Below are 504 nucleotides of genomic sequence, written 5' to 3' on the forward strand. Positions count from 1 at the left end.
TGCTTGTTGACCAGGTCGGTGGCCTGCTTCTCCCACTGCGCGTACGCATCCGGGTAGGCCGACACCTGCACGGTCTGCGCCGCCTTGGTCACCGGCATGTCCTGCCAACCGTCGACCTGCTTCAACCCCTTCAGGAACGCAAGCGTCGCGTACTCCGGGTCGGTGATCTGCTCCGGGGTGCCCCAACCCGAGGACGGGCGCTGCTGGAACAGACCCAGCGAGTCGTGATCATTGCGGTCGCCGAGGTGGCCCAGGTTCTCCAGCTTCGACTCCTGCAACGCCGTCGCGATCGAAACCACCGCCGCCCGCTCCGGCAGCCCAGCCTTCTTCGTCGCCGCGATGATCGCCTTCACGTTGGCCGTCTGCTCATCATTCAGGCTGATCGTCGACTGCTCACCCTGCACACCCGCCACCGCAACCGGCTTGCTGGCGGTGGCGGCGTGCGCGGACTCGACGTGACCGGCGATCGGACCGGCGAACACACCACCGGTGAAAGCCAGACCA

At 66.7% G+C, this 504-nt stretch carries 1 protein-coding gene; it reads right to left on the reverse strand.

Annotated elements, in window-relative coordinates; all coding sequences use genetic code 11:
• A partial coding sequence (locus ACLQ2W_RS33875; protein ID WP_425791974.1) for a hypothetical protein occupies window positions 1–504 on the reverse strand: 504 nt, incomplete at both ends.

Origin of the sequence: Micromonospora sp. DT227, assembly GCF_049841835.1 — a bacterium.
Taxonomy (GTDB): Bacteria; Actinomycetota; Actinomycetes; order Mycobacteriales; family Micromonosporaceae; genus Micromonospora.